Source organism: uncultured Pedobacter sp., from assembly GCF_913776295.1.
Lineage (GTDB): Bacteria > Bacteroidota > Bacteroidia > Sphingobacteriales > Sphingobacteriaceae > Pedobacter.
This window is the reverse complement of record NZ_CAJYOJ010000002.1, coordinates 13,160-32,465: the sequence shown is the minus strand read 5'-3', so window position 1 is coordinate 32,465 and position 19,306 is coordinate 13,160. Positions and strand designations below refer to the sequence as shown.

The window sequence follows — 19,306 nt, the reverse complement described above, 5'->3', positions numbered from 1 at the left end:
TGTTGATGTTATTTATTAAAATCTAAAAGATACCTGCAAAGCAACAGTTTTATATTTACCACAAAAAATCAGTAATGAGCATTTACGCAAACGCAAAAAAACCAGTAGCCTTTATTTTATTAAGTTTTATTTCCATTCAATTGCTGGCACAGCAAGCAAAACTGCAGCCCTATCAGCCGAACGCCAGCGAAGTGGCCGCTTCTTACCAATTATCGTTGCAGATGGATACTACTTTACGTAACATTCCAACCAATAATGAGATCACGCCTTTCTGGAAAAAAGACGGTACCGCATTCTGGTATAAAAAAAATCTCCCTAACAAAACATGGGAGTATTATTATGTAGATGCCGCAACAGGTAAACGGCAAACCGCATTTGATCATGATAAACTTGCGCAAAATATAGAAAAGCTTACTGGCAAAAAACAGAATCCGCAAAAGATTCAGCTGGCAGAGTTGTATTTTGCCGATAAAGACCATACTGCGAAATTAAAAATAGCCGACAAATGGTATCAGTTAAATTTGAACGATTACAGTTTAACCAATACAACCGATAGCAATATTTACCGCTACAATGCCAGGCGCCCTTTACAACAACGCAGGTCACGGTGGCAGGGAAACCGCGATGTTAAAAAATCACCTGATGGCAAAAGCGAAATCCTGATCCGTGGTGGTAACCTCTTTGTAATTAACCTGGACACTAAAGCAGAAACCCAGTTGAGTACTGATGGCAGTGCCGATAAACCTTATGGTGAATTTACATGGTCGCCCGATAGCAAAAATATAGTGGCCTATAAAATTGATCCAAAAGAGATTAAAAATGTATATTATGTATTAAGTTCTGTTCCCGGAACTACACGTGGCGAATTAAAAACGAGGGAATATGCGCAGCCTGGTGATGACTTTACGGCTTATCAGCCTTATGTTTTTAATGTAGCAAAGAAAACGGCCATTAAAGTAGATGCAGATCCGGTTGATTTCTTTGGTGCACCAGAATTGCATTGGCGCGGCAATAACAGCAGGTATTATACTTATGAGAAAGTAGACCGCGGTCACCAGCGTTTCAGGGTAATCGAAGTGGATGTTTTAACCGGAAAAACCAAAAACATTATCGATGAAAAAACCAAAACCTTCATTTATGAAAACCGCATTTATACCAGATATTTACCTAAAACAAATGAAATATTATGGACGAGCGAGCAGGATGGCTGGCAACATCTTTATCTGGTAAATGCCTTGACAGGAAAGCAACAGTTAATTACCAAAGGAGATTACGTTGTTAGGGATATCGATAGTGTGGATATTGTAAAACGCCAGGTATGGTTCAGGGCAAATGGCATGCATGCCGGTGAAGATCCATACTTTATCCATTATTACCGGATTGGCTTTGATGGAAAAGGTCTGGTAAACCTGACGCCCGAAAAAGGTAACCATAACCTCAGCTTTTCTCCCGACCGCAAATATTATATCGATACCTACTCCCAGGTAAATATACCGCCAATAAGTGAGTTAAGGCTTACTGAAAGTACAAAAAAAGTAAGCGAAATAGAACATGGTAAAACAGATGCTTATCTGGCTACAGGGGTTAAACTGCCCGAAGTGTTTGTAGCCAAAGGAAGGGACGGTAAAACCGATATTTGGGGTATTGTTTGTTTTCCTTCAAAAATGGATCCGAAGAAAACGTATCCGGTGATCGAAAATATTTATGCGGGTCCTCATGATAGTTTTGTGCCTAAAAGTTTCCTGCCGGCCAGTGAAATGCAGAGCATTGCCGAACTGGGTTTCATAGTGGTACAGATTGATGGTATGGGCACGGCCAACCGCTCCAAAGCTTTTCACGATGTATGTTGGAAAAATATAGCCGATTCCGGATTTCCAGATCGCATATTATGGATGAAGGCCATGGCACTTAAGTACCCCAATGCAGATATTTCTAAGGTGGGGATTTATGGCACTTCGGCTGGTGGACAAAGCTCAACAGGAGCACTGTTATCTCATCCTGAGTTTTATAAAGCAGCAGTTTCTGCCTGTGGCTGTCATGATAACCGCATTGATAAACAATGGTGGAATGAGCAATGGATGGGCTACCCGGTAGGTCCGCATTATGCCGAACAATCTAACATTACCAATGCGGGCAAATTACAGGGCGATCTATTTTTAATTGTTGGTGAAGCAGATGAAAACGTACCACCAGAATCAACCTACAGATTGGCTGATGCCTTGATCAAAGCGAATAAAAATTTCGATATTTTAAGCATTCCGGGCATGGGACACAGTGATGGGGGAGTTTATGGACGTAGGCGTAAGCGTGATTTTTTTGTGAAACATTTACTGAACGCTGAAGCTCCAAATCCGAATATTTCAAAGTAGGTTTGGTTCATTTTGTCATTTGTCAATGGTTCATTAGTCATTGGTTCATTGGTCATCGGTTTATTTGTCGTTCGCCAGTTGGTCATTAGTTCCATAGCAACTGCAAATTGAAAACTGTCAATTGTAAACTGTCAACTGCAAACAGATGTGGTATTGGAAGAAATAGATAAAAATGGTTAATTAAAAAAGATATTTTCAGTTTTACCAGAAAACTTTATTAATTTTCCATTTCATCAAATCAATTTAGCATGCTGCCAAGAATCAAAATACCTCATCTCCTTTTACTTTTATTGCTATGTTGTGCGTTTACCGCCCATGCTTCAATAGATTTCTATCAGATCAAAATTTACCATTTAAAAACTGATGCGCAGGAAAAAACGGTGGATGATTATTTGCAAAAAGCATATCTGCCTGCATTACACCGTAGCGGAATAGCTAAAGTTGGTGTGTTTAAACCCATTGTGAGTAATCAGACCGGAGTTGAAGAAAAACTGATCTATGTATTTATTCCTTTAAAATCCCTTAACGGAATTCTGGAACTCGATAAAAAGCTGGCAAAAGATCAACAATATGCTATTGATGGCAAAACCTACCTGGATGCCGTTTACTCAGATGCCCCTTTTGAGCGGCTGGAATCTATTGTATTGAAAGCTTTTGAACATGCGCCCCACTTGATATTGCCTAATCTAAAATCACCGATGAGGGAACGCGTGTATGAATTAAGAAGCTACGAAGCACCAACGGAGAAATACTTTCAGAACAAAGTGAAAATGTTTAATAAAGGCGACGAAATTGGTTTATTTAAAAGATTAAATTTTAATGCCGTATTTTATGGAGAAGTAATTGCCGGAAGCCGTATGCCTAACCTCATGTATTTAACCACATTTGAAAATAAAACCGACAGAGATGCTCATTGGAAGGCTTTTTCAGCTGATGATTATTGGAAAAAACTATCGGCTATGCCAGAGTATCAGCACAATGTTTCTAAAAACGATACCAGATTTGTTTACCCGACAGACTATTCTGATTTTTAGTAAAGAGGAAAACCTGAATCAAAGTCGAATAAAATTTTCTATAGATCTGTGTTTCGCTGGTAAAAATACGAACCAGATAGATTCTGAAACACGCGTCCGACTGGCCTGGCGGAAGTTCAGGATGACGATTGCAAGGAGGATCCGGTGCAGGGAGCGCCTGGTGGCAACTCTTTTTTAGCTATCCTATCGATTCGCCTTTCTAATGATGAAATTCATGGAAGCATTTCGTTTTATTATGCGATATGTAAATCGCAGAAAACCCCTGATTATTTTAATCCATTGAAATTAAATTTTTTATGTCAAAGTTATCCCCGCATCTTAACCGTTTTTTGATCTGTCTGGCTTTATTTTTTTATGGCAGAACAACTCTTGCACAAGAGAAGCTTCTAAAAATAGAAATAGATCCTGCCGTCACCTTTCAGACCATAGAAGGTTTTGGCGCTTCTGATGCATGGAGCTGTCAGTTTGCAGGCTTATGGCCGGCAGAAAAAAAGAATAAAATGGCCGATTGGCTTTTTAGTACCCAATCTACAAAAGCAGGGCAACCGCTTGGTATTGGGCTTAACATGTGGCGTTTTAGTATTGGTGGCGGTAGCGCCGCCCAGGGTAATGCAAGCGATATTGGCGACGAATGGCGTCGTCAATATGCTTTTTTACAGCCAGATGGTAGTTATAACTGGAGCATGATGCCAGGGCAAATTTGGTTTTTACAAGCAGCAAAAAAACGCGGAGTAAAACAGTTCATCGGGTTTGTGAATAGTCCACATGTATTGTTTACCAAAAATGGAAAAGCCTACTCTACGGATGGCAATTGTAATCTGAATTTTGATAAACTGCCCCAATTTGCCGACTACCTAATTAAGACCATTAAGGGAATAAAAAAAACAGCCGGAGTAGAATTGAATTACCTTAGCCCTGCAAACGAACCACAGTGGAAATGGAATGGACATGACCAGGAAGGCTGTCCGTATAACAATACCGAACTGGCCCAACTTTACAGGGGTGTTAATGATGCTCTAGTTAAAAACCGGGTTAAAACTAAAATACAGATAGGAGAAGCGGGACAGCTCGATTATTTATACAATAACGGGAACAGTACAAAGGGAAACCAGGTAGATCAGTTTTTTAATCCTGCCTCGCCCAATTATGTAGGTAACCTGTCCAATATCGATCAATCTGTTTCGGCTCATAGTTATTTTACCACCAGCCCGGAGGAAAAATTTATTGCTGTCCGTAAAAAAATGGCCGAAGCAGTAGCGCAAATAAAAGGTTTAAGGTATTGGATGTCTGAATATTGTGTGCTGGGTGATGAAGTGCTTAAAGGGGAAAAGCGCGACCTGGGGATGGTTACAGCGCTTTTTATCGCAAGGTTAATTCACCATGATCTGGTTTTATCAAATGCCACTTCATGGCAATGGTGGCTGGCAGTGTCGGCCAGCGATTATAAAGATGGCCTGGTTTACATCGATAAAAACAAAACAGATGGACAGGTTTATGACAGTAAAATGTTGTGGGCTTTAGGTAACTATAGTCGTTTTGTTACGGCCGGCAGTAAGCGCCTTCAGGTTAAAACCCTAAGTATAGATGTGCCTCAGGTTGATGTGTCCTCCTATCTGCAAGATAAAAAGCTGGTAACCGTAGTGGTTAACCCTACAGAAAACGATCTCGATCTGGATATTGAGGTTAAGGGAAATAAGCAAAATACCGTACAAACATATGTTACTTCAGATCAATACAATTTATCGCCCTATAAACAGTATCAGGATACCAGACAGGTACGTATTCCTGCCAAATCTGTAACCACGGTAATCAGTTATTAAATCGCAATAATTTAAACTATAATTTATTTATGATAAATCTACCCCATTAACCAGGCGGTATAAGCCTGCAATTAGGGCCTGTTCCTGATTCTGCTCAATGTTTCCAGCCTCATGCCTACAAACGAAGCGATATATTTTAATGGTACACGGTTAACGAGGTGTGGATAGGAAACCAGGAACCTTTGATAGCGTTTTATCGCAGTAGGAAGCCTGCAGATAAAAGCCCTTTCAGATGCTCCCTGAAAATAAATTTCGGTCATCTTTCTGCCTACATAGTTTGCTATTGGGAAATTTTCGTAAAGTAGTTTCGACATTTCATGCGGAATGGCAATTGCAAACACCGGATCTATCGTTTCAATGTATTCATCAGAGGCCTCATTCTCCCATAAATTCCTGATCGTGCCTGCCAGTTCGTTTTCTGCAGCAATCCAGGTGGTGATTTTTTTATTTCCCATTTTCAGGTAGCCGTGCACTGCCCCTTCCAAAATCATAAAAATGTAACGGTTGCGTTTTAGTGGCGAGGCAATATGTTTATTCTTGGCAAAATGCACAGGAAATGTGTCACGGTTAATAATATCTTCCATTTCTGGAGTAAGTGCATGGAAAGACCTAAAGACTGAGATAATTGGCGAGAAACCACCAAGTTTAGCCCATTTATCTTCGCCATAAATGTTTTCAATGTTCATTAGTGAAAAGCGAGTTAGTATTAAAAGGTGAAAATAAGTATGAAAATAAAAATATCCATAATTTATTTACACGCAATAGGAATGTTATTTGCCGACTAGCACAAAATTATAAAAATATAAGATAATAAGTAGGAAAGAAGTGCCGCATTTAAGTTGTTTTATAGATAATTAGACTTTTATGTTAGGTTTTATGATTAAAAAACACATTTCTTTTAAAGCCTATTGATTCTTGATAAAATATCTTAGTAAAAATGATTTTTTTATTCTCGTTTAATTGGATGATTCCTAAATGTTTAACCTTTTTTTATGATGTTAACATTAACTTTCCATTAAATATTTTGCATTTACCTTTTGCAAGATTGAATTAAATTCCTAACTTCGCAGCCTCGAAAGAGAGAAAATGATTCCGTAGCTCAGCTGGTAGAGCATTACACTTTTAATGTAGTGGTCCTGGGTTCGAATCCCAGCGGGATCACAGAAATCCTCTAACGCAAGTTAGGGGATTTTTTGTTTTATGCCCGCAGGGGTTCGAACAGAAGGGCAGGCCGGGTTCCATTCTGGAAGGATCAGGCAATGCGTTGGGGGCCGGAGCGACTGAGCCAATCCCAGCGGGATCACGAGAGGCGCAAGAAATTGATCCTTTTCTGTTTAAAAGACTTTTTAAACAACGATTCGCAAAAGATAATAGGTCATTTCTAACCATATTAATCTACTACAATTGGTGCCCAATCTGGTGCTCTAATGTAATAGGTAAATTTGGACACCAATTATCAAGCCTTGCATTATGCTACATTCTATATTTACCATAACAATGGGTATTAAAATGTTATCGCAAAGTTCAGAATGCTAATTTGGAGTTATTGGTGAACCTTTTGGTATTTGTGAAAATAATTACTTACGTCAACAGGTTGAACTATTTTACATAGTCTGTAAATACGAAAGCATTAGCGTAGTAATTTTCAAGCTACGGGGTACTAAGATCACCAATAGATAAATCTTCGACTTCTAATTTGACAGCTGACAAAATTTTGTAGCTTTATTTTAAAATTCTAAACATGAAAAAGTTGACCACGGCCCTATTGCTGCTTTTTATTGCCCAATTTACCATAGCACAAGAATCAAAGTATTTTTTAAATTTAGATAGTGGCATGGCATATTATCATAAAAAGAAATACGTTGATGCAGGAAGAGCCTTTGATAAGGCCTTTAAAAATTTAAATGGTAAAACTACACAAAGCAATTTTTATAATGCAGCTTGCGCCTGGAGTTTGGCAGGAAACAAGAATAAAGCCTTTAATTATCTTCAAAAAATTATTGATGAAAGAATGATTCGTGGTTGGGATGACCCTGTGGAATTTTACGGCATGTTGATTAAAGATTCTGACTTTGATAATATAAAAAGCGATGCCAGGTGGACAACGATAATTAAGGAGGCAGAGCGAAATAAAAATATCTTTTTAAAAGGGATAAAGCGGGAGCTTGCAGATGGGATAAAAAAACTTGGAACTTCAGATCAGGCCATAAGATCAAAACTCGATTCTGTAAGAAAGGCTGACGGACTAAACTCGAAATCTGAAAAAGATCTTATTGCTGTTATGCGAAAAAGCGATTCGACTAATTTCGCTGCATTTGAAGAAATTATTAAACAACATGGATGGCTTGGGCCAAAAGAGGTGGGCTACAAAAATAACCAATACCTTTTTTTGATTCTACAACATGCTGACCTTCCTTCACAGAAGAAATATTTACCTCTTTTTAAAAAAAGTTATGAAGCAGGGAAAGTACTTCCTAAAGACCTCGCTCTTATCGAAGACCGTATAAATATGAGAGAAGGAAAATTGCAGAGATATGGATCGCAAACTTTGATAGATAAAACGAGCAAAAAATATATCCTTTTTCCGATTGCGGACGTTGACTCGATAGACCAACGACGCGCCATGGTTGGACTGGAGTCATTAAAGTATTATATGAAATCTTCTTTCAATATTGATTTTGATATCAATAAATACAAAGAGGAGCTTCCTCAATTAAAAGCAAAATATCTAAAATAAACAAGTAAGGTTCTTTTTAGAATACTATTTTGAAAATAAGGTTTCACTCTTAACACTATAAGATTAAAGATATTGATAGAAACAATTGGTAAATTTAACCTGCTGGAACGCTTATGATGGAAACACAAGTTTTTGCAATTATCATATTCATCCTCGGATTGCTATTACACTTATACATCCGGAAAAGACAATTTACCCGCCGAAATGTTGCCGGAATTGAAACATTTTCAAGCTATGAAACATCAGTCTTTATCCGGCTTTTGGAATTGGTAGGAAGGATAATATCTTTTATCATGATCTTCTTAGGAGTTATTTTGTTTTGGGTGTCATACACGCAAGAGAAGAAACGCGAAAAAATTCGGCAGGCCACTATAATTTCACTAAATATCAACACCAAGCTTAATGATAATAATGTAAACCAGGTTACTTTCCATGCAAATCAAAATGTAGATGAGAACTAGATAAATTGCAGAATTATTTATAAAAAGATTGGTTTAGGGATATCAAAACTAAAACTCACTTAAGCAAATTCAATATACATCTGGTTGTTGGAGTTTTGAAAGTGGTGCTTTAATTAAAATTCTTGGTTTGGATGGCAATCGCCTCAAAGAACAGCAATATTATCATTATGATGCAGTTCACTGGCAAGATTACTTGGCTATGGAGCAGATAGGTAATGAATTTACTGAACTGTATAATTAATCCTGTTTTTGTATCAAGCATTATAAGCGCATGATCAACAAGTCTGATGATTAATTATGGCTGGGGATGATAGATGCGTTTACTGAATACGGGTTAGCTATTGAATTATGAGCTTTAATTTGATCAAGGGATATAAACCTGGATCTGTCACAGTAAAACTTTATTTTGTGGAATTATGGACCTGTCGTATTTTACTTTATTAAAACTTTTAGTTTTTTACAATCACACAGCAATAACAAACAAAAATGTTATCATTACAATTGTTAGTGAAGCCAACAGTATCAACAAAGGAAAATAGGAAATGAGATTTATAATGACATTTCTTTTTTCCTTCCCTTTAAACACAGTATCCAAACAATCACAGAAATTATCCACATTATCAGAATCAGATTTTTTATAAACAGCCAAATCCTTTGAAACAATATAATAAATAAAACTGTCTTTAACCGCTTTTAACTGTAGTAAAGAACCAATTTTTCTTGGGATTATATTTTTATAATAATAGCTGTGTATTGAGTTAAGCTCTTGTGTTACTTTCCCGTTTTCCAGAATGACGATATGATCATGATTTAAATTGAAAGTCAATATCCTGGATTTTCTCACATTAATACGGTACATCATTACGATATAGATACTCAATAGCACTATAGTAATAGAAGTCTGTTGAGAAGAATATTTTAACACAGTAAGCTTTCAAAATTGAGATAAGAAGCGCATGGCCAGAAGTAAATTCTAACAAAAATTTTATGATATTGCAACGATCCGTGCTATAATGTGTCTTTTTTTAAAAAAAAACATATGATAAGATTAATTACCCTTCTACTGATTTCATTGCAGTATACCGCCTATGCGCAAAAATATGATTTTAAGCAAAATGATAAAAAATTGCCATTCACCGGCACTGAGGAACTGAATTATCAGGTGCATTTTAAAAAGGGTGAAGTGTACCTGCTTAAAGTTTATCAGGAGAATATTGATATCGAAATTAATCTCTATAATCAGTCAGGTCAAAAAATCTCATCAACAGATCTGGCTGATGGTAATAAAGGTACTGACAAACTGGAATACGGGCCTACGATCAGTGGTATTTATAAAGTCAACATCAAATCGGTATCTCCTAAGCCAATGCCGGATGGCATGATTAGTATAAATATTGCCCCTTTGAGTAAATCTGTGTTAGCGCGCCGAAGAAATATTGCAAAGACCCTTGAACCAGAAAATGCCAGGGATGTTTCGACCATTGACATCAAGCACTTCTGGGAAGCATTTGACGCCTTACCATCTGCTAAAACCTATAATGACAGCGTGAACATTATTCAAACCAAATACCTTGATCGGGCTACAAATGGTTTAAAGGAGTTCATGAACGTCAGGTATTTTTCTCCTGAATTTTATACTGACAGGATTAAAAAATATAAAAAGTTCTATGAAAGCGTGCGTGAAAACACCCTGTTGTTTTCCGATTCTGAAAGCCTTTCAGATATCATCAGGCAAACACGCTTATTATATCCCAATGGCAAAGCCGCCAAGATATCGATCACGATCGGCCCAATGTCTACCGGCGGTACCATTGCTAACAATTACGTTTTAATAGGCCTGGAAATGATTGCAGGCGATAAGCAATGTGATGTTTCTGAAATCACCAATGAAAATTTAAAGGCCGACATACTTGCACGTTCGGGCCAGGCAGATGTTTTAAACTTTGTGAGGGAAACGGTGGCCCACGAGTATATCCATACGCAACAGCGAAAAATGAACCCTTTAGCGTGCCAATGTGTTTTGCTTGAGAATGTGATCAAAGAGGGGGTGGCCAGTTTTATTTCTGAAGTGTTGATCATGAAGAGAAATCAGGAAACAGGTAGCCGGGCTTCGGTGTATGCAAGTGGACACGAGAAGGAACTATGGCAGGAAATGAAAGGCGAACTGTGTATCAATAATCTTCAGAATTGGTTATTCAATGCGGCAAGCAGCAAAAACAGGCCTGGCGATCTGGGCTATAGGATTGGATATAAAATTGCGGAATCTTTTTACAAGAAGGCTGAAGATAAAACGATGGCCATCAAAGAGATGATTGAGGCCGATAACCCACTGGTTTTTTTGGATAATAGTGGATATGATTTGAAATTTCGATAAGCCTTAATGCTTATTGAAACATTAAAGATGCCGCAGGGAAATGAGTGATTAAATCATTGCCTCTGCTTTTTTATGTGCAATATGATAGATAAAGAGTTTACATTTCAGGGGCTTGATGCAAAAACAGAGTTGAGATTTGCACTACTGTTGATTATTCCGGTAATCATGATGATGCTGGGAACATTATATCTGTTTCACCTGTTTTTTTCCAAGCCATTTTTTCTTGGTCCACTTCTCTTCGCTTCGCTAATTAGTGTAGCTGGTGCCGGCGCGTTTTTAAAGTGGATGATCAATAGAATAAAAAATGAGAACAAGGAATGGAAAATCAACATTAAAGCCCAGGGAAACATAACAATTTCTTACCGAAAAGATGTCTATAATTTCAACCTGAAAGATGTTGAAATGATTAAAAACATGGGAAATGCGGGAATCCGTTATCTAACCATCAAAACCATAAATCACCTTGTAAAAATAAGGGTTGGGAATTCGGGGTTTGCGCCATTTTCAACCAATAAGGATATCGAAATTCTTGATGCCTTTGTAAATGATATAAAACCCTATATAGATCAGAATTTTAATAAGAAGGTGCTGAAAAATGCCTTAAACCCTAACATCATTCCAAACTTTGGTGTATTTGTGAAAAAAGGAGTGGCAATAAAATACAGTTTGATTAATATGATGCAGCCTTGGCAGGTTATTATGCTGATACTTGGCCTGGGCACTATTCTCATTATTTTATTTGTTCTGATGATGGAGAATTATTTTAGATAAGAATCGTTTTCTATAAATTGTCATGAATACATTAAGTTATCTTCCAGAGTAGAACTGATTTTGCGAAAATTAACAGTAATCATGTGGTGTTTCGTGCCACCTGGTTTTGCTGTACAAATAATAAAACATCACTGCCGAAAGAGGATAAAAAAGGTGCAAAAGTTATTATATAATCTATCCGTTGTTGGATTTGAGAAACCAATTCCTATACCCATCAATCAGGACTATCAAAATGATGTTATATACTTGGATCATGATTCACTGAAAATCTTCAATGTGGCTTCCCTGATTTGTTCAGGTGACATTATAAAAGAAAAAAAGATATTGGCCAACTATTTAAAAGCATTAAAGCCTGTAGAGCAGTGAAGGCACAACTGCAGGGCAATGTTGGAATATCCAGTACTACAGGCCGCGTATTGTCGTTCTCAAATGTCTACTAGGGATTTAGCGAAAATAGGTTGTTTATTCCAAGGTTGCGAAAACGCTTCAACTTTGGAATTTATGAGCAATAATGGTAAATAACAGCACCACGAAAACCGATGAAATACAGTAAAATAAAACCTTGTACAAAATTAGAACACTTAATTCACTTTTACTGGCAACTAAAAGGGAACGAACTGGAAAGACAATGGGAACGGGTTTTTCCGGACGGCTGTGCGGGTATCATAATGAATTTGGGAGATAGTTGTATAACTGACAACGGCTCAGTTTCGATGGAGTTTGGAAAAACTTACGTAGTTGGCGCAATGACCTCATTTAAAGATAGTTTTATTGATGCCAATACCAATTTGGTGGGTGTGTGCCTAAAACCTGGAACTTTCGCGAATTTCTATGGCTATGGTTCGCAACACGAGTTGGCTAACGACACCGTTGAATTTGAAAAAGCCAATGCATTTAGTGTTGATCAAACATTTGACAATCTATTCAATTATTTCAACCATTTCTTCTCTGAGCGAATGAAAAGCAAATATAACCCGCTTCAATCAGTGATCAACGATATACACGCCAGAAATGGAAAAGTCAGTATTTACGAACTATCAAAACAAAATTTCATGACAGTGAGACAACTGGAGCGAAATTTTAAAAAATACGTTGGCTTATCTCCTAAAGAGTATTCAAATATCATTCGCTTTCAAAATGCCTTAAATCTTATCAAAAATTCGGATAAAAATCGAAGTTTGTCAGATATTGCTTTTGAATGTGGCTATTACGACCATTCCCATCTTACTAATGAAATCAAGCGAAACACAGGGCTTTCGCCATCGCTACTTTAATTTGTCGCATTTTTACAAAGGGGAATAGGTTATCGAAAAGTAATTTTGTCTAAACATTAAAATCTGAAACAGATGCGAAAAATATCACTTTTCATTGCAACAAGTTTAGACGGCTATATTGCAAAACCTAATGACGATCTTAGTTTCCTGAAACTCGTTGAAAAGCAAGGCGAAGACTACGGTTACGCAGCATTTACAAACACAGTTGATACGGTGATGATTGGTAGAAGAACCTATGATTATGTACTGAAGGAAATTGGCCCGTCTCATTACGACAACGGACAACGAGATGTTTACGTGATCACAAGCACCGAAAGACCGCAGGTTGGTAGAACGATTTTCTATACAGGCGATATAACCGAATTGGTAAAACGACTAAAATCTGATAAAGGAAAAAACATTTATTGTGATGGTGGAGCAGAGATAATAAATGAACTATTGAAACACGACTTAATAGACAATTTGATTATTTCTATTATACCAGTTTTATTAGGCAGCGGAACAAGACTTTTTAAAGACGGAAGACCCGCACAAATACTCGAATTTATCAAAGTTAAAACATTTGAAACGGGATTAACACAACTCCATTATAAGCGGAAAAAGTAAACAATAAACCCATAATAAGGATTGCTCTTAAAGCTATTATTTTCTTACAATCCTCAATAAAGCTGTTCGGTATTCCCATCAGCGGGTTCACAAAAACCTTCAGGACTAAAGCTTGAAGGTTTTTTGTTTTGTCGCCGGGGTTCAAAACCTGTCATGCCTATCTGCATAGGCTTTTTACCAAATACATTAAATCTTCAATTAGCTATGAAGGCATCCATAGGATTGAAAAGTATGAATATCCAAAAGATGCCGTTCGTGAGGCACTGCTAAATGCCATTGCACATAAAGACTATTCTGGTGGGGTTCCAATCCAGATAAGCGTTTACACGGACAAGATTATTTTTTGGAACGAAGGACAATTACCAGAAAATTGGACTATAAAAAATCTTATGGAAAAACATGCTTCAAGGCCTTTTAATCCAGACATTGCAAATGCATTGTTTCGGAGTGGCTATATAGAAGCTTGGGGTCGTGGAACAATTAAAATTATAAACGAGTGTAAGGAGGCAAAAATTCCCGAACCAATTTTTAACTATAATTCCAGCGAAATCACCATTGAATTTAGAAAAGACATCTATCATGCCGAATATTTGGACAACTTGAAATTGAATGAGCGACAGCTAGATGCGCTTATTTACTTCAGATCCAAACGAGAAATAGTAACATCGGACTATGCAAAAAAATATACCATCAATGAAAGAACTGCTAGAAGGGATTTAATAGAATTGGTAGAGAAAGGAATTTTGATTAGACAAGGAGATAAAAAATCGACAAAATACCATTATCGGTAAATGTCCGATAAATGCCCGAAATGTCCGATAAATGTCCGATAAACTTAAAAAAGAAAAAATAGGCAAAACCATTGATAAACTGGACTGGAACAGGAGTTACAAAACCGTTATCGAACGTGTGCTTGATAAAGGCGATACAAGGGATTGGGAAGAGATGGTCAAGTTTTATGGTAGAGAAAACGTAATCCGAGCCCTCAAAGAAGACATCACCTATCTTTCTAATATGACCATGGAGGCCGTTTGCAAATATTTTCAGTTGAGCAAAGAAAAACTCAGATGTTACACAAAGAAACAGTTACACCAAGTACACTGGGTCTAATACAGACATGACCGCCAATATAGTTATGCAGGGCGCTACGGATTAGTAAATAGAAAAGAGTCTGTAACGCACTTTTATTTATGTTTATAAGTTCAATTTTATTCTAATATCCGTAGAGACGCTATGCTTAACTCTAAGGAGAGAGGGGTTTATAAATAACAGGGATTATAAAAAATCCGTTAAAAATCTAAATAATTTCATTTTTAAAATAGGATTGTCTATTATTATAATTTACTAAAAACGCTTAACATCAATGAGAAAAAACAATTTATTGGCTTCAGTTGCATTGTTCCGAAAATTATATGACAAAGAAGATTACAATAATATTTATGATATACTTGCTGAATTTATTAGAGGCGCTGTTATTTATGAGAATAAGTTAACTTATACATCTGAAGAAATTAAGGGGCTTCTAAAAAAAGTGTATGGTTTTGAAATTCCTGAATCTGTTATCAAAACTACATTAAGAAATAGATTCGATGGAAAACTTACAAAAATAAGTAATAGCTATACCTTTCAATCTACTGTAAAGGATAACTTCGAAAAGATAGAACAGGAGCTAGATACTGTAAAGAGTCAAAATGAAAGCTTAATAAGGAATTTATATCTCTATATTTCTGACAAGCTAAAAAAGGACATATCCAAGGAAGAGGAAGCTAAAATTTTCGAAAATTTCACGCATTTCACTATGGATAATGGCTATTCTGATCAGTATTCTGAATTAATTGGAGCATTTGTGGTCAGCAATCAGAACAATACTGATTTCACCAATAATTTGAATTCAATTCGAGAAGGAATCATATTGTATCAAGGATTATCGTATACCGCAGATCTCAATGAACTAGGTAAATGGGATACAGATTTGGATATTTTTTTGGCTCCAGAACATTTATTTAATGCATTGGGATATAATGGAGTATTATTTAAGGAAATTTTTGATGATCTCTATAATTTAATAAATGATATAAATAAGGCTAATAGACCTACCGCTAAAAACAGGGAAAAAAAGATTAGGCTATTCTATTTGCCTGAGACAAAAGCTGAAATTGACGGCTTTTTCTTCATCGGTGAAAAGATTATAAGCGGAAAAAAAACCATCGACCCATCTAAGAATGCTATGGAGGCGCTTGTTAAAAATGCTAATACCATAAGCGATATTAAAACAAAACAAGTCAATTTTTATAATCAACTAAAAATGATGGGCATTCAAGAACATGATATTGAATTTGATGCAGTAAAGCATGCAAGATACAATGTCGTTGACCAAAATGTTATCAAAGAAATTGAATTGGAAGCTAAAAAGAATAAGAGACCTTTTGATGAAGAATTTTGTCATAATCAATTAGTTCTTTTTAGTAAGATCAACTTAAAGAGGTTAGGTAAAAACTCATTTCCCTTTGAAAAAATAAGTGATATTTATATCACTGAAAATGCAGTTTCAAAATATTTAGCACATAATAATGCTGTGAAGTTTCAGAAAGATGATACTGCTTTTGCAAAAGATATTGATTTTGCTATTGCCAGATTTTGGTTTAAGCTAAAAAAAGGCTTTAATACAAGCAACCATTTGCCAAAATCATTTGATTTAATAAATAAAGCTAAAATCATTATCAGCTCTTATACAAATAATACTGTCGCAAGAGAATATTATAAAATAAACAAGCAATTCAAAGAAGGGAACTTGACTGAAGAAGATGTTGTTAGACTTAATATTGAGCTGAAAGAAAAAAACAATGTACCAGAATATGTGAGCGAAAATAACATTGATGAAACACTTGATTTTTTAAACGATGACAACTTTATTGAAAATATAAAAAGAGAGAATGAAAGAAAAAATACAAAATTAGATGAGCTTGGAGCAAAATTGGCGGAGTATGAGCGCAAGGAAGAAGAACAAAAGAAAATAAAAATTGCGAAAGAAAATGAAAAAAGATATAGACAAGAAGCTTTTGTTGAATGGAGAGAATACAAAAATAAAGGTTGGGATTCTTTACGCTATTTCGGAATAGTCGTTTTACTCAATATAATTCTAGTTGCATTAGGCTTTTTATTCGCATTTAATAAAAACATGAAGAATTGGTTGATAGAATTTAATTCAGTTCAAATAGTGGTCGCGGTAATTTATGTTTTATTTATTTTAATTGAAATTGTTGGCAGTAAATATATTTTTAATAAGGTTAAAATTTTAGAGGGATATAGATGGATGTTGTGTTTATTTTCACTAAAGAACGAGAAGCAGGAGTATTTGAAGAAAACTATTATGAAACTAAAAGAAATAGATTAATAGTGGATAGATTATACCTACCAATGTGTTTACTGTTAAGATTCCAAATAATTAGGTGGAGGAGTAAATTTTGCCTAAGTAGTTTTTTTGCGATGGAAACAAACAGTTTAAGCCAGATTACAAATCTTAGAATTAAAAATTTTGAAAAAGCAACTTAATGAAAATAAGAAGTCGATTAGATGCGAAGATGATAACTTTTTCGTTATATAAATAAACATTTATATCTAGATACGACTACCTAGTTAAGGATATTTACGGAATTTAATTTAAAGAAAATTCAAAATAGTTTTGATAATTCAATATCTAGAGCTTTGCTAATCTTGTGTAGTGTACTTAGTTTTAAGTCTATTCTACCTTTTTCAATATTAATCAGTTGAGGATGTTCAATACCAGCCAGCAAAGCAAACTTCCTAATACTTACACCTTTTTCTTCTCTTAATGATCTTATACGATCACCGAGTTTAGTTTTCAAGTCGTCTAAATTAGCTGATTCCATCTTTGAATATCAGTTTTATAAAAAATAGTTATGGTATATTTGGATATACCACTAGTTGTTTTTATATTTGATTAATGAATTTTAATGCTATAAAAAGCTAACTTTGCGATAACTTCTTTTTCAAAATATTGAAGCATTTCGCACTTAGAGTCTCGTAACTGAAACGTAGGAAATTTCAAAAGAACACGAGGAATAGGTGATAAAGTGCTCACGTCAAAGGCGTGGGCCTGCTTATTCGTGTTCTGGTCTCCTACGACCTCAGTTACGGTAAGTGGGTTTCACGCCTTATTTTGTGCTTTCCACTTCCAAGACTCATTTGAAAGAAATTAAAATGAGATCAATATGGAACCAAAATTATCATCAGAAGCCGAACACGCTGTCCATTTCAGGGCGTTTATTCAGCGGCTCGTCCAGAAGTTCGAACCGCTCCAGATCTTTAGCTTTTCGCAGCACAGCTACAGTCATACTTCTCAAGGCTGTTTTAATGACAATCAATGCCATTTTAAATATGACTATTGCTTATTGGCAATTACTGAAACGGCAACCCGAATAGATTATGAAATGCAGGATTTTGCCAATGCCGATTATCAGCAAGGAACGATTACGATTATCGGCCACGGCAGGCAATCGGTTATCGAGGCAGTACAGCAAAATAGCCGCTTTTTTATCAGCGTGCTGAGCTGTGGAAAACTGCTTTATAGTAAGAATGGACTGTTAGACCATGATCCAATACCTGCATTTATCCCCACAAAGGGCGCAATTAAGGCAATAAGGCATTATGAATATCGTATACCGCTGGCTGATGGTTTTTTGATGTGCGCATCCGAATGTTTGGAGAAGAAGCAATTTGGAATATGCACCTTTATGCTCCATCAGGCCGTAGAACAAACTTGCATCTGCCTGTTGAGGGTTCATATTGCTTACCGTTCGGAGTTCCATAACCTTTACCGCCTGTTGCGTTTGTGTACCTGCTTTTCTGAAAAGCCTTTTCAACTTTTCCTGTCTACTCCCGAAGATGAAAGACTGTTTGATATCATGGCAAAAAGTTATTCTGGTTCACGTTATAAAGATGATTTTAAGGTTTCCCGGCAAGATGCGGAGTTTCTTTATCAACGGGTCGCTTTTTTTGTTTTGTTGGCTAAGGAGATGTGCAAGGAGAAAATAGCACTGCTTGCCAAATCGGCAGCAGATTTTGCAGCTTTAAAAAACACCGATCAGGTACAGACCGAAAAAATATTACAGATCAACATTTAAGGTGATGAAAAAGCAGCAAAAAAACACATCCGATAACAAGATCATTTATCTTAACCATGATGAAATAACAGATCCGATAAAGGTGCTACACGAGTTTTTCAGCCACGCCTGGTTGCCCTATCATTTAAAGATGCTGAAACGCTGGCGAAACGATGTTGCGTTTGAATCTGAAGAACCCAAAAAATGTAGCCCCGCCTTCCTGGTGTATCATTACGAACTGACCATAAAGCTGATCGAAGCCGCCTGGCTGTTAAAAGGCCGTAAGCCTGGCAGGCTTGACTTCGATAACAAACAGGAAAGTGAATTCATAAAATGCTACATCAAAGCGGAAAAGAAGAAGCTACGAAACTATCCTAAAAACCTGAGCATTCGGGAGATCGTAAAGCCTTCATCTGTACTCAAGATAATGTTCAGGATCTATCAACTGGATGGCTACAAAAAAATCCTGCATACCTGGCTTCACGATGCATTGAATACCTCTTTTATGGAAGAAAGACTGTCTAAATTTGAAGTCATTACCGTTTACGAGCAATTGGTGAAACTGTTCGAAGCTACGTGGCTGATTAGGGAGCGGGTGAAAGGTGGTGATTGAAAAATTACAATTTCATCGTTCAGGATATTAGTGTATTGCATATGTTTGTTTGGTTCTGGAAGGCTCATATAGTGATTGGGGGCATATAAGGCGCATGCAGTTTGTCAATGCATACAGCACCGGA

At 36.4% G+C, this 19,306-nt stretch carries 16 protein-coding genes and 1 tRNA gene; 15 read left to right on the top strand and 2 right to left on the bottom strand.

Annotated features, from left to right (window positions below; genetic code table 11):
* Nucleotides 1-74: 74 nt before the first annotated feature.
* From QZ738_RS00165 to QZ738_RS00155, 3 genes are all read left to right on the top strand, one after another.
* Entirely contained in the window at nucleotides 75-2,369 is a 2,295-nt protein-coding gene (locus QZ738_RS00165; protein ID WP_293782735.1) for a S9 family peptidase, read from the top strand.
* Nucleotides 2,370-2,617: 248 nt separating this feature from the next.
* On the top strand, nucleotides 2,618-3,403 hold the full coding sequence (locus QZ738_RS00160) for an NIPSNAP family protein (protein WP_293782733.1): 786 nt from the start codon (nucleotides 2,618-2,620) through the stop codon (nucleotides 3,401-3,403).
* A 296-nt stretch (nucleotides 3,404-3,699) separates the two neighbouring features.
* A complete protein-coding gene (locus QZ738_RS00155; RefSeq protein WP_293782731.1) occupies nucleotides 3,700-5,223 on the top strand; it encodes a glycoside hydrolase in 1,524 nt (507 codons plus the stop codon).
* Nucleotides 5,224-5,294: 71 nt separating this feature from the next.
* Here QZ738_RS00155 and QZ738_RS00150 read toward each other — a convergent pair whose 3' ends face one another.
* Complete coding sequence (locus tag QZ738_RS00150) at nucleotides 5,295-5,909, bottom strand: Crp/Fnr family transcriptional regulator (protein ID WP_293782728.1); 615 nt, start codon at nucleotides 5,907-5,909, stop codon at nucleotides 5,295-5,297.
* Nucleotides 5,910-6,311: 402 nt separating this feature from the next.
* Between QZ738_RS00150 and QZ738_RS00145 the strand changes: the two genes are divergently transcribed.
* The 10 genes from QZ738_RS00145 (at nucleotide 6,312) to QZ738_RS00105 (ending at nucleotide 16,840) form a co-directional block, all read left to right on the top strand.
* Nucleotides 6,312-6,384: transfer RNA gene (locus QZ738_RS00145), tRNA-Lys, on the top strand.
* Nucleotides 6,385-6,964: 580 nt separating this feature from the next.
* Nucleotides 6,965-7,960, top strand: a complete 996-nt coding sequence (locus QZ738_RS00140) for a DUF6624 domain-containing protein (protein ID WP_293782725.1) — start codon at nucleotides 6,965-6,967, stop codon at nucleotides 7,958-7,960.
* A gap of 528 nt (nucleotides 7,961-8,488) precedes the next feature.
* A complete protein-coding gene (locus QZ738_RS21270; RefSeq protein ID WP_367268550.1) occupies nucleotides 8,489-8,662 on the top strand; it encodes a PoNe immunity protein domain-containing protein in 174 nt (57 codons plus the stop codon).
* A 798-nt stretch (nucleotides 8,663-9,460) separates the two neighbouring features.
* Nucleotides 9,461-10,795: a DUF2268 domain-containing putative Zn-dependent protease gene (locus QZ738_RS00135; RefSeq protein WP_293782722.1), complete on the top strand. Its 1,335-nt coding sequence runs from the start codon at nucleotides 9,461-9,463 to the stop codon at nucleotides 10,793-10,795.
* A gap of 81 nt (nucleotides 10,796-10,876) precedes the next feature.
* Entirely contained in the window at nucleotides 10,877-11,566 is a 690-nt protein-coding gene (locus QZ738_RS00130; RefSeq protein ID WP_293782719.1) for a hypothetical protein, read from the top strand.
* Between the two features lie 539 nt (nucleotides 11,567-12,105).
* Nucleotides 12,106-12,840, top strand: a complete 735-nt coding sequence (locus QZ738_RS00125; RefSeq protein WP_293782716.1) for a helix-turn-helix transcriptional regulator — start codon at nucleotides 12,106-12,108, stop codon at nucleotides 12,838-12,840.
* A gap of 72 nt (nucleotides 12,841-12,912) precedes the next feature.
* The gene (locus QZ738_RS00120) at nucleotides 12,913-13,446 is read left to right on the top strand and encodes a dihydrofolate reductase family protein (RefSeq protein ID WP_293782713.1); all 534 of its coding nucleotides are present in this window, start codon (nucleotides 12,913-12,915) and stop codon (nucleotides 13,444-13,446) included.
* Between the two features lie 128 nt (nucleotides 13,447-13,574).
* Nucleotides 13,575-14,237 carry an ATP-binding protein gene (locus QZ738_RS00115; RefSeq protein ID WP_293782710.1) on the top strand — a complete coding sequence of 221 codons (663 nt, stop codon included), beginning with the start codon at nucleotides 13,575-13,577 and terminating at the stop codon, nucleotides 14,235-14,237.
* Between the two features lie 31 nt (nucleotides 14,238-14,268).
* A complete protein-coding gene (locus QZ738_RS00110) occupies nucleotides 14,269-14,556 on the top strand; it encodes a hypothetical protein (RefSeq protein ID WP_293782707.1) in 288 nt (95 codons plus the stop codon).
* A 253-nt stretch (nucleotides 14,557-14,809) separates the two neighbouring features.
* Nucleotides 14,810-16,840 carry a hypothetical protein gene (locus QZ738_RS00105; protein WP_293782704.1) on the top strand — a complete coding sequence of 677 codons (2,031 nt, stop codon included), beginning with the start codon at nucleotides 14,810-14,812 and terminating at the stop codon, nucleotides 16,838-16,840.
* A gap of 277 nt (nucleotides 16,841-17,117) precedes the next feature.
* Here QZ738_RS00105 and QZ738_RS00100 read toward each other — a convergent pair whose 3' ends face one another.
* Entirely contained in the window at nucleotides 17,118-17,336 is a 219-nt protein-coding gene (locus QZ738_RS00100; protein WP_293782701.1) for a helix-turn-helix transcriptional regulator, read from the bottom strand.
* A gap of 342 nt (nucleotides 17,337-17,678) precedes the next feature.
* On the opposite strand from QZ738_RS00100, the gene QZ738_RS00095 reads away from it, so the two are divergent.
* Nucleotides 17,679-18,590, top strand: a complete 912-nt coding sequence (locus QZ738_RS00095) for a HEPN domain-containing protein (RefSeq protein WP_293782698.1) — start codon at nucleotides 17,679-17,681, stop codon at nucleotides 18,588-18,590.
* Nucleotides 18,591-18,594: 4 nt separating this feature from the next.
* Nucleotides 18,595-19,182, top strand: coding sequence for a hypothetical protein (locus QZ738_RS00090; protein ID WP_293782695.1), 588 nt, complete (start codon nucleotides 18,595-18,597; stop codon nucleotides 19,180-19,182).
* Nucleotides 19,183-19,306: the final 124 nt, after the last annotated feature.

Coding starts and splice junctions, on each gene's coding strand:
- QZ738_RS00140 (WP_293782725.1), top strand. CDS start 6,965: ATGAAAAAGTTGACCACGGCCCTATTGCTGCTTTTTATTGCCCAATTT.
- QZ738_RS00160 (WP_293782733.1), top strand. CDS start 2,618: ATGCTGCCAAGAATCAAAATACCTCATCTCCTTTTACTTTTATTGCTA.
- QZ738_RS00135 (WP_293782722.1), top strand. CDS start 9,461: ATGATAAGATTAATTACCCTTCTACTGATTTCATTGCAGTATACCGCC.
- QZ738_RS00100 (WP_293782701.1), bottom strand. CDS start 17,336: ATGGAATCAGCTAATTTAGACGACTTGAAAACTAAACTCGGTGATCGT.
- QZ738_RS00130 (WP_293782719.1), top strand. CDS start 10,877: ATGATAGATAAAGAGTTTACATTTCAGGGGCTTGATGCAAAAACAGAG.
- QZ738_RS00125 (WP_293782716.1), top strand. CDS start 12,106: ATGAAATACAGTAAAATAAAACCTTGTACAAAATTAGAACACTTAATT.
- QZ738_RS00095 (WP_293782698.1), top strand. CDS start 17,679: ATGGAACCAAAATTATCATCAGAAGCCGAACACGCTGTCCATTTCAGG.
- QZ738_RS00110 (WP_293782707.1), top strand. CDS start 14,269: ATGTCCGATAAACTTAAAAAAGAAAAAATAGGCAAAACCATTGATAAA.
- QZ738_RS00150 (WP_293782728.1), bottom strand. CDS start 5,909: ATGAACATTGAAAACATTTATGGCGAAGATAAATGGGCTAAACTTGGT.
- QZ738_RS00155 (WP_293782731.1), top strand. CDS start 3,700: ATGTCAAAGTTATCCCCGCATCTTAACCGTTTTTTGATCTGTCTGGCT.
- QZ738_RS00120 (WP_293782713.1), top strand. CDS start 12,913: ATGCGAAAAATATCACTTTTCATTGCAACAAGTTTAGACGGCTATATT.
- QZ738_RS00165 (WP_293782735.1), top strand. CDS start 75: ATGAGCATTTACGCAAACGCAAAAAAACCAGTAGCCTTTATTTTATTA.
- QZ738_RS00105 (WP_293782704.1), top strand. CDS start 14,810: ATGAGAAAAAACAATTTATTGGCTTCAGTTGCATTGTTCCGAAAATTA.
- QZ738_RS00090 (WP_293782695.1), top strand. CDS start 18,595: ATGAAAAAGCAGCAAAAAAACACATCCGATAACAAGATCATTTATCTT.